Origin of the sequence: Facklamia sp. P13064 (genome assembly GCF_050409425.1) — a bacterium.
GTDB lineage: Bacteria > Bacillota > Bacilli > Lactobacillales > Aerococcaceae > Facklamia.
In genome coordinates this window covers 74434-84476 of sequence record NZ_JBNUPM010000009.1, presented here as the reverse complement: position 1 = coordinate 84476, position 10043 = coordinate 74434, and the positions used below count along the sequence as shown (strand labels likewise).

Below are 10043 nucleotides of genomic sequence, written 5' to 3'. Positions count from 1 at the left end.
TGGTAATCGTAATGGTATGAGTACCATCGCCATTATCTACGACTTCTGCAGTTGGTGATTTTCCATCTTGACCATTTTGACCATTTTGTCCATCAGATCCATCTGGTATAAAGATAGTTTTATCAGATTCATAGACATCAGTGTTTGGATTGTAAATTTTAATGGTAACATAATTACCATTCCGCCCATCTTCTTCACCCGGAGTAATTTCCACAATTGGTTGGGATGGTAAAAGTGGTTTTTCAGGATCAGCAGGTTTTTCAGGCCCTGGTATCACGATAGTCGTTCCATCATTATAATGAATCTCTACCCCACCGTCTTCTTTTTTAATTGTTTCAGTAATCGTTACGAAATTATATTGGAAAATGTCTGGTCTGGCTTCTTGGATCGTCTCACGTGAAACTTCTTGCCAATATTTTCCATTTATTTCTACAAAGTTTTCATAAAAACTTCCATCTGAGTGTGTTGGTATTTCCTCTGGGTTAACATGCTTATATAAAACACGATATCTACCAGATCGACCCTCTTGAACCTTTTTGATAGTTCCAGGAGCTAAGTCTTTATTATATTGGAACACAGAACCAAAACCTTCATCTTCAACTGTCATCTCATAAAGTTCATCTTTGACACTCGGATTAGGATCGGGTTCAGGCGTTGGAGTTTCGTCTTTTTGATACACATAGGTTATTTCAATTGTCTTCTCTGGTTTATAACTTCCTGTAGCAGGGCTACCATCCTCATTATATTTTGGATTGTTAATTAAATTTTTTATCTCAACAAGTTGATAGCCCTCTTTATCTTGTTTTTGCGTTCGATAAAACTCGTTCCATTTACCAGTTTGAGCCGACTTATCATCTTTTAAATCAATCACAATCGAACCGTCTGATTTTTTTGTTTGATAAATATGATGTTCTATGAATGATCCGGTTTCTTCTGTACTTTCACCTGTAGAGGATACACTTGTTTTGCCTATAAATGAACCACCCTGAGCAATAGGGTTGCCGCTTGGATTAGCGTCCTTATGAAGATAAGTGGTTACTCTTGGTTTTTCAAGTACATCAGAAGCACCTGGCGCATCCTCTACAAAAGTCATAGTGACTATGTAACGTTCATTTGCTAACATTGTTCCTAAATGGATACGGCTTTTATTGCCGTCATTCAAAATGTTACCTTTTTCTTTAGTTACCCTATAATTCTCACTATCGCCATTAAGGTCAGGGATTAGGCTATCGCGCATAATTTGAGAAGGATAGGCTGAATTATTTGATTTCTTAGGTTTCACTTTGTGAACTTCCAACGAATCAGGGTCAATATGGAATTTATCAGCTAAAAGTCGAATATCTGAATACCTTCCAACTTCTTCCCCACCATTGTTTAGATAAATAGTATATTTAAATAACTTCCGACCCTGTGAATCTTTCCCTAATTCACTAATTGCTTGAACTACTTTTCTATTCTTATTATTTCCATAATCCACAATTATATCTTGACTCTTGGTTTGATTTCCAATAGTTACTGTAACAGGATACGATTTCTTATCAACTACAGCTGTATCTCGATTGGCCACCAGTTGATCATTAAAAGATCCTTTTATATCCTTGTTATGATCCACATATTGAGTGAATATGTAACGAGTGGTATTGGATTCCGGATCATAAAATGCTTGTGCAATTAAATTGCCTTGACTATCTAGCAAATGAACACTATTTCGAGGTACATCTATGCCTCCAGGCAATACATAATCGCCGTAGTTAACATCAAAAAAATCGCCTGCTTTAATAGCATTGTCTAATTGGTACTTACCAGTAAACGCAATTTTCCCCTGTGAAGTCGGTTGCAATTCATTTGGGTTATCCCCACCAAGTATTTTAAATTGCAAATCACTAAATTGGATTAAATCCTTTACATCTCTTCCTGTGGCATTTTGGATAGCAAACATTTGAAAGCCAGAGTGTTTTTCAGCATAATCAATCCCAGCTTGAGTAATTTTCTCCATCAAAACTTCTGCGGACGCATTTTGAAGGGTCTCTTTATCAACGCCTGAAAGGATTCCTTCAATTTCTTCAGCACTGTATATCTCTGCTAATTGTTGACGGATCACCGCCTCGCGATCAATTTCACCATCAATTAATTGATGAAGTTCACTTAAGTGACCATCTGATTCTCCCAAACTTTTTTCTTCTGAATTAACGATGGAGTCTGACTCATTGACTACACTTTCTTCAATCACAGCGGCTTCTTCATCAATGATTAGCTCTTCCTCTAAAACTATTTCTTCTTCAGCAGATATAGATTCTTCAGTAGAACTCTCAGTTGTCTCTTCAACTAAGCTGCTGACTGTTTCTGGGGTAGAAGTTGAGACGCTCTCCTGCTCTACTGTTTTCTCATCAGTTGATGATTCCACACTCATTTCGGTACTGTTAGTCTCTGCTAACACTTCTTCACTATGAATCTCGTTAGAATCAACTGATTCTACAGTTTCTACAATTGCTGTTGATAAACTATGATCAACAGCCGATATTTCTGCATCATCAATTTTAATGACTGCAGGGGTTTCAACTTGTTTTTTTACCTCAACTGACTTACTTAGAGGTTGAATACCTTGGTCCTTATCATCATATCCTAATTCTTCAATTTGGGAAGTTTCCGTAGTGTTTTCTGCTGCTAAAACACTATTCGAACCCAAAAAGAACATACTTGAAATAGCAACGGATGCTAAGCCTGCACTATATTTTCTTAAACTATAGATTTTTTTCTTTCTAGCATTTTTCTTTTGTAACTCTGTAACGTTATTCTTTCCTAACATATTATTCCTCCTTAAAACATAAAATTAAATAATTTATGTAATCTTATCTTACTCCTAACATTTGATAAAGTCCATATCATTATACTTAATAAAAAATAATATCTCTAAAATATTGAACAACACCGAACTTTTTTAACTTAAGAGAAGAAAAAATCGTTGGATACTTTCCCAAAGTCTTATGTTGCGATTGGATAAATGATAAAGACGCGCCTCTCAAATAAGTAAAATACATTACTTTAAGCGCCCTAACTAGTCCAATCTATCAACCACTTCCAGTCGATAAATCATTTATGAATGTGCGAACGACTGACTTCGTTAAAAGACTCTTTCGTCCTAATTCTCAAACTGCTGAATTAACAAGAACAATGATTGAATCTGCTTATCAAACCAATGTGATTGCCGATCACTCAAAAACTAATAATCAGACCCTATTCACTCATACAGCTACCCTCTTCTTTTGCTGGCTTCTTAGGCAGACTTTATCAAACCAAAAGACCCCCAACCGTTAGACAAAAAGCTAACGGTTGGGGGTCGGTTCCTATTTGCTAGACATAAAACTTATTGATCAGATCGAGCATAGGCATTCTTCATGCCATTGGAAGCAATATCTAATACCTTTTTAAGCGTCTGATGTGTTTCTTCTTGTAACATAGCGACCAGTTTATGATTGGCTTGCTCGCATACTTGCTGACTTTGAGAGCTAGGGCTTGTTGCAAGTTTTTGATCATAGGCTTTAATGATTGCTAAAGCTTGATGGTCCACCTTGGACTGATAAGACTCTATCACTGTTTGCGTTTGATAATAATGTGCGTCCGCTAAAGCAGCAATCATTCTAGCAGACCAATACAGACTGTCCGTTGTGATTTGATCATCTGTCTGAGTGAGATAAGCCGGAAATTCACTCGCTTGAGGATATAGAGGAATCATGGCATTAAAGACATTTGATCCAAAGGCCATCCATTGAAGACTGCGGTTGTTTTCCGGCATATAAGGCCGAATTTGAGTTAGGCCTAAAAAATTATTGCGATTGATTCCAATTGTCCGGTAAGCGCCTCGCATTTCGCTTGAGCCCTTAGTAAGATATGGATCATACGGGGTTCCTTGGTAATGATTGGAAAGGATCTCTTTTATTTCTTGGACAGTAATTTTATGTTCAGGCACAAAGGACCATGGGATATCAAAGGATTGTGGTGTGTAATCTGCCTCTGAGCCTTCCCACTTATAAGTTGTTGGATTGAAAAAGCGTCCCATTACCCAAGCTCGTGGCGTATTATATACTAAATCTGCAGCAGTTCTTGAGCCAAAGGCCAAACGTGGCTGAAATGGACCATCTTTTGATAAATCTAAGTGATTCTCTTGAATAAACTCTTTTAAATCAGCTGAACACATATGCTCTTTTTGTTGACCGAATGCATCTTCTAAATCAAAGGAATCTATTCCAAATTGATTAGGCATCACTACATAGGAATCATCTGGTACCCGTTTAGCTAACCAATGATGACCCCCTATTGTTTCCAACCACCAAATTTCATCGACATCTTGAAAAGCAATCCCATTCATCTCGGAAGTGCCGTATTCTTCTAACAAACTTGCCAACCGCTTTACCCCTTCACGAGCAGACCGTATAAAAGGTAAGACGAGCGATACCATATCTTCTTCTGAGATACCTCCAGGAATTTCTGCTTGATAATTATCGCTCCCCTGCTCACCCCTAGCTTCTTGGTAGGTTACCAATGGATCAGCAGCTAACACTCGCGCATTGGAAGTGATCGTTTCGGTCGCAGTCATGGCAACATTTGCGGCATTGACCCCACACGCTCCCCAAACTCCCTGGTCTCCTACAGCATCAGGGGTCATACTATAAGCTAATGGGTCACTTGGCAACTCAATTTCTAAGTGAGCTAACACCGACCGATAGTGAGACGGATGTCCTTGACTATCGACTTTGACCATTTTTTTAACATTAAATTGTCCCGAAACAGAGTCTTCGTTTCGTGCGACAAGCGTTGACCCATCATAAGAGGCTTTTTTACCTACTAAAATTGTTGTACATCCCATATTAATCCCTCACTTTCATACTCCTATCTTATGCTTCTTACTTCTAAAAATAAAGTCTGAATAATGTATTTATTCTTAAGTATTAAAAAACTCCTCATTAGTTAGGTCGCTGGCTAACTAATGAAGAGCTTATTACAGTGCTATTTTTAGCTTTTAATCTTATCGGAATATATTTTATCAATAAAAACTGCTATGGCATTATCTCCTGAAACATTCGCTGCAGTACCAAAAGAGTCTTGAGTTAAATACAGCGAAATCATTAATTGTTGCATAGCATCTCCAACAATTCCTACCATTGGTAAGAATGGTACAGCTGACATAATAGCTCCTCCAGGTGCTCCTGGAGCTGCTACCATAGCAATACCTAACATGCAGATAAAGCCAAAAATTATACTAAAGCTGTGCGGAAGATCATACATTAATAATAAGGCTGTCGCACAGGAAGTAATAGTAATCATCGAACCTGCTAAATGAATAGTTGCACATAGAGGGACAACGAAATTACGAATTTCTTCAGATACACCATTATTTTCTGCACAATCTAAGTTCACCGGAATAGTTGCAGCAGATGACTGGGTCCCAACTGCCGTCATATAACCTGGAATTTGATTTTTAATGAGTCGTAATGGGTTTTTCCCAGCATAGCTTCCTGCACCAATGAATAATAAACTAACATAAAGTAAATGCATAATGATGACAATAACGAATACTTTCCAGAAGATAGATAGTACTGCAAATACCGATCCAGAATAAGACATATTTGCAAAATTTCCTAGAATATAAATTGGCAACAAGGGAATAATTACCGTTTCTAATACTTTAACTACCACTTCTTCAAACTCAACAGTCAATTGGTAAAGTACCTGTCCAGAATTTCGATTAGCCCGTAACCACGAAATAACAAGCCCCATCATAAAAGCCAGCACAACCGCTGTTGTAACTTCTAAAATAGGCGTTATCGGAACCGTAAAGAATGGAGTAGCTCCTTCTCCTGCTTCAGTAATCTTATTGACTAAATCACTGGTAATAAAACTAGGAAAAATACTTGTTGCCACAAAGTAAGCAAAAGTCCCCCCTATAAGGGTTGATCCATAAGCTGTTAAAGCTGTCATACCTAGTAATTTGCCTGCTCCTTCTGTAAGATCTGCAATTCCTTTAGTTACTAAACCAATAATCATTAAAGGAATAAAGAAACCTAAAAAGGCTGAAAACAGGCTAGATAAAGTAACTAAAATTCTAATAAACCATTCAGGAACAAATGGCAAACGCCCAATCAAAATACCCATTGCAATAGCTATCAGCAACCGACCGACTAAACCCGTTTTGATTTTAATTCTGTCATTTTTATTCTCTGACATTTTTTCCCCTCCATTTGGAATTTTTTAGCAAACTCGAGTTATTACTATGCTTATATTATACACGAAAAAAAGTTATATGAAAGCGTTTTTTAAATTATCTTATTTTTTTACTGTATTTTGGTGAATAGTAATAATTGTAGCTCTTTTTAAGAAATTTTATTTTAAAAACAGTAATAAAATGCTCTTTTTAAAATGTTTCCTATCTCATAAAATTCTTTAAATTATTTTCGCTATTGACACGAACATCCGTTCGTATTAAACTGTTGCTTACAGGAGGAATTTGTAATGACTATTATTGATTATAGCCGTGAACCTAAATCTGATATTGCTTTTATCGATATGAAATCCTTCTATGCGAGCGTAGAGTGTGTTGAGCGTGGCTTGCATCCTCTAAGAACAAGCCTTTGTGTCATGAGTCAAACAGACACTTCTCAAGGTCTGATTTTGGCTTCTTCTCCCATTTTTAAGCAAGTTTTTGGGCGTAGCAATGTGGGACGAACTTATGATTTACCCTTCTCTCTTCATAATCGACGATTCAACTATCGCAACGCTCGACGTAATGGCTTACGAACGGATCCTGCCTATGTTCGTTATATTGAATCTTGGGCCAAACGTTCATTATTTGTGCCACCCAGGATGGACCTTTATATTAAAAAGAATATCGACCTTTTAAAGCTGTTAACCCAGTATGCTTCTGAAGAAGATATTCTCCCCTATTCAATTGATGAAAGCTTTATTGATTTAACGCATGTTTTGAACTACTTTATTCCTGATCGTCAGGTGTCACGTCGAGACAAATTAGAAATGTTAGCTAGTAAAATTCAACTGGATATCTGGCGTAAAACAGGAATCGCTTCAACCATTGGTCTTTCTAATGCCAATCCTTTATTAGCTAAGCTCGCTTTAGATAACGAGGCTAAAAAGAAGCCGACCATGCGAGCAAATTGGTCCTATGAAGATGTTGCAAGCAAAGTATGGGCCATTCCAAATTTAACTGATTTTTGGGGGATTGGTAAGCGCACAGCCAAACGACTCAATCAGTTAGGGATTCATTCCATTTATGATCTAGCCCATGCTAATCCTGAACAATTAAAAAAGGAGTTCGGTGTAATTGGCTTGCAATTATTCTTTCATGCCAATGGGGTCGACGAAAGTAAAGTTAGTGAGCCTTATCGTCCGAAGTCTAAAGCTATCGGTAATTCGCAAATTTTACCACATGATTATACTCAGCAAGCAGATATTGAATTGCTTTTAAGTGAAATGGCAGAACAAGTGGCCATTCGTTTAAGACGGGCTGGCAAAAAAGCACAGCTGGTCTCTGTCTCTGTCGGTTATTCCAAAGCAGTTGACCTATCTCCTCTTCGAGCTCAAACCAAAATCGATCCTAGCCAGCAAACAAAAGTCTTAACAGCCACTGTGATTGAGCTCTTTCGCTCTAAATATAAAAACGGACCCGTTCGCCATATTGGTGTTCGTTATTCGGGCTTGGTAGAAGAAAACATCCATTACTTTTCGCTTTTTGAAGAGCCAAGACAAATATCAAAAGAAGAGCGCCTCGATAAAACAGTAGATGCTATTCGAAAACGTTTTGGCTACGTCTCTGTTTTAAAAGCTAGCGCCTTACTAGAAAGTTCTCGTTCCATTGCTCGAAGCAAGTTGATGGGTGGTCATGCAGCAGGCGGAGCAGGCGGATTGGATGGTTTAGAGTGAGTGTAGATCGGTCTTACTTATCATCTAAAGCTGCACGTCAATATCAAGATCGCAAAATGGCTAAATGGATGGGCTTTTTCTTATCAGAACATAGCTCTGCTCTGTCACACAGCTTTACTGACTCAAGCCCGGCCAGACTGTCTCCTAAGGAGAAATTTCTTCTACTCAGCCAAGCCTATGTTCAAAAACTCTCCATTAGCCTTATTTATCAAGGCAATCATCCAAATAAAGCCCACCAATCATTTACCGGCACTCTTAAAGAGCTAAATCTAGACCATTGTGCGATTGAAGACCCCCTTTCTAGAAACTATCTCCTTTTAGCTTTTGAACAAATTATCGATATTACACTTGCTGAGGAGGTGGAATAATGAAAACCAATGGCTACCACCATAATCAAACACAATTTGATTATTTCAGTGAAAATTATCAACGATTTCAAGAGGATTTCTATCGTTATTCTAAGCTGAAAGTTCCTCTTGCTTTTCTAGAGGATGAGTTATTACGAATGATGTCGGCATCAACCATTAATTATTTTCGTATCCCTCAAAAACACAGTCTCGACCAACGTACTCACACTTTTGTTTTCAAGGTGCGTACCGATAAGCGCAACCATTTAATTCGCATTTACCAATATCAGTATCATTATGTTGATTAAAGTTCTACCCTCAATCCCAGCCTATCAAGCTAGGATTTTAGTGCTATCCATCTTTCTATTCAAAAAGCCCACTCATTTGAGTGAGCTTTTTTCTAAGCTTGATTAGCAAACTGACTTTAATAGCCGTCTGCATAACACCCATTAGCTACTTAAAGCAAATCATGTTTCCTTTTTCACTAATATTACCACTCTTCATCAACAAGATAATATCGGCATTACAAATAGTCGATAAGCGGTAAGGCATTACGAAGGAGGTCCCCCTCCCTTACCTTATCCATACCTTCTTCATTTAATCTTTCTAAAAAACTATCGACTGAAGAACGTACTTCATCCAATGCTAAGATGGCTGGATTAAAGAGCACAGCTCGATCAATGGTATCCATTGCTTTTGAAGCAGGGAAATATTATTAGCTTCTTTATTTATTTCCTTATGTAGCAAGATAAAAACTCGATTAAAAAGGGGCTTCACCTTTCAATCGAGTTCGTTAGATCAGTTAATTACTAATGGTTAATGGTATCTATTTTTGTGTGGACTTTCATAGGAAAAGAAGGTGAATCCTTCGCCAATCACTTGTTGAACGTCTGAAATAGTGACGAAGGCTTTGGGATCAATTTGAGTCACTAATCTTTGTAATTGAACAACCTGATTACGATTCACTATTGCCAGTAAGACTTCCCTTTCTTGCTTAGAATAGTAACCATATGCCCTAAATACAGTGATACCTCGCACCATCTCTTTAATTACTATATCCGCAATTTCTTCTTTCTTAGAGGAGAATATCATCACGGACTTTCGACGGTTGACCCCATCTGTCACAAAGTTTACGGTCTGACTCGCAATAAACATCATCATGATTGTCACAATCGTCATATCTACACCAATGATGAAGCTTGAAGCTAAAATGACTAGCATATCACACATTAACAAACCAGCAGAGAAACTGATTCCTAGATACTGCTGCATAATCATAGCAACAATATCCGTTCCGGCAGTAGTCCCGTTGCCTCTAAGAACTAAACCAATACCTGCTCCCAATAGCACACCACCTGCTACAGCAGGGATAATAATATTTGTTGCAATATAAGGATCGGGTTGGATAAGGTTCAAACAAAAACTTAAACAAGTTGAAGCATAAATTGTATAAAGCAAGGTTCGCCTACTTAGGTATTTCCATCCAACCACTAATAAAATGGCATTAACGATGAAGTTGCTTGTACCGGTTGGTATTTTAAGTAAATAATAGGCCAACATAGAAACACCCGTTACACCACCATTACCAAAATGATTAGGAATGAGGAAATAATTAACCCCATAGGCATAAACAATGCAACCTAAAGTCATTATCAAAACAGAATAAAGAATCCCTTTCGGTGTTATTTCAAAATAGTCCATTACTTTTTTTACCATTGCCACCACTCCTTTACTATCAAGGATATTATACCCTTTTTTGACAAG

At 37.6% G+C, this 10043-nt stretch carries 9 protein-coding genes; 4 read left to right on the top strand and 5 right to left on the bottom strand.

The window, feature by feature from the left end; translation table 11 throughout:
- On the bottom strand, positions 1 to 2806 hold a 2806-nt coding region (locus ACQV2S_RS05335), incomplete at its 3' end, for an Ig-like domain-containing protein (protein ID WP_428875003.1).
- A 230-nt stretch (positions 2807 to 3036) separates the two neighbouring features.
- Between ACQV2S_RS05335 and ACQV2S_RS05330 the strand changes: the two genes are divergently transcribed.
- Positions 3037 to 3315, top strand: a complete 279-nt coding sequence (locus ACQV2S_RS05330) for a hypothetical protein (protein ID WP_428875005.1) — start codon at positions 3037 to 3039, stop codon at positions 3313 to 3315.
- Positions 3316 to 3364: 49 nt separating this feature from the next.
- Here ACQV2S_RS05330 and ACQV2S_RS05325 read toward each other — a convergent pair whose 3' ends face one another.
- Both ACQV2S_RS05325 and ACQV2S_RS05320 read right to left on the bottom strand, forming a co-directional pair.
- Positions 3365 to 4864, bottom strand: coding sequence for a C69 family dipeptidase (locus ACQV2S_RS05325; RefSeq protein WP_428875002.1), 1500 nt, complete (start codon positions 4862 to 4864; stop codon positions 3365 to 3367).
- Between the two features lie 146 nt (positions 4865 to 5010).
- A complete protein-coding gene (locus tag ACQV2S_RS05320; protein ID WP_428874403.1) occupies positions 5011 to 6222 on the bottom strand; it encodes a dicarboxylate/amino acid:cation symporter in 1212 nt (403 codons plus the stop codon).
- 285 nt (positions 6223 to 6507) lie between these two features.
- Between ACQV2S_RS05320 and ACQV2S_RS05315 the strand changes: the two genes are divergently transcribed.
- The 3 genes from ACQV2S_RS05315 to ACQV2S_RS05305 are packed head-to-tail and all read left to right on the top strand — an operon-like array spanning position 6508 to position 8587.
- Positions 6508 to 7932: a Y-family DNA polymerase gene (locus tag ACQV2S_RS05315; RefSeq protein ID WP_428875001.1), complete on the top strand. Its 1425-nt coding sequence runs from the start codon at positions 6508 to 6510 to the stop codon at positions 7930 to 7932.
- A complete protein-coding gene (locus tag ACQV2S_RS05310) occupies positions 7929 to 8300 on the top strand; it encodes a hypothetical protein (protein WP_428874405.1) in 372 nt (123 codons plus the stop codon). Before ACQV2S_RS05315 ends, ACQV2S_RS05310 begins: the two co-directional genes overlap by 4 nt.
- Entirely contained in the window at positions 8300 to 8587 is a 288-nt protein-coding gene (locus tag ACQV2S_RS05305; RefSeq protein WP_428875000.1) for a DUF5960 family protein, read from the top strand. Before ACQV2S_RS05310 ends, ACQV2S_RS05305 begins: the two co-directional genes overlap by 1 nt.
- Positions 8588 to 8802: 215 nt before the next feature.
- Here ACQV2S_RS05305 and ACQV2S_RS05300 read toward each other — a convergent pair whose 3' ends face one another.
- Together ACQV2S_RS05300 and ACQV2S_RS05295 are read right to left on the bottom strand one after the other, a co-directional pair.
- Positions 8803 to 8970: a hypothetical protein gene (locus ACQV2S_RS05300; RefSeq protein WP_428874999.1), complete on the bottom strand. Its 168-nt coding sequence runs from the start codon at positions 8968 to 8970 to the stop codon at positions 8803 to 8805.
- Between the two features lie 125 nt (positions 8971 to 9095).
- Entirely contained in the window at positions 9096 to 9995 is a 900-nt protein-coding gene (locus ACQV2S_RS05295) for a YitT family protein (protein WP_428874998.1), read from the bottom strand.
- Positions 9996 to 10043: the final 48 nt, after the last annotated feature.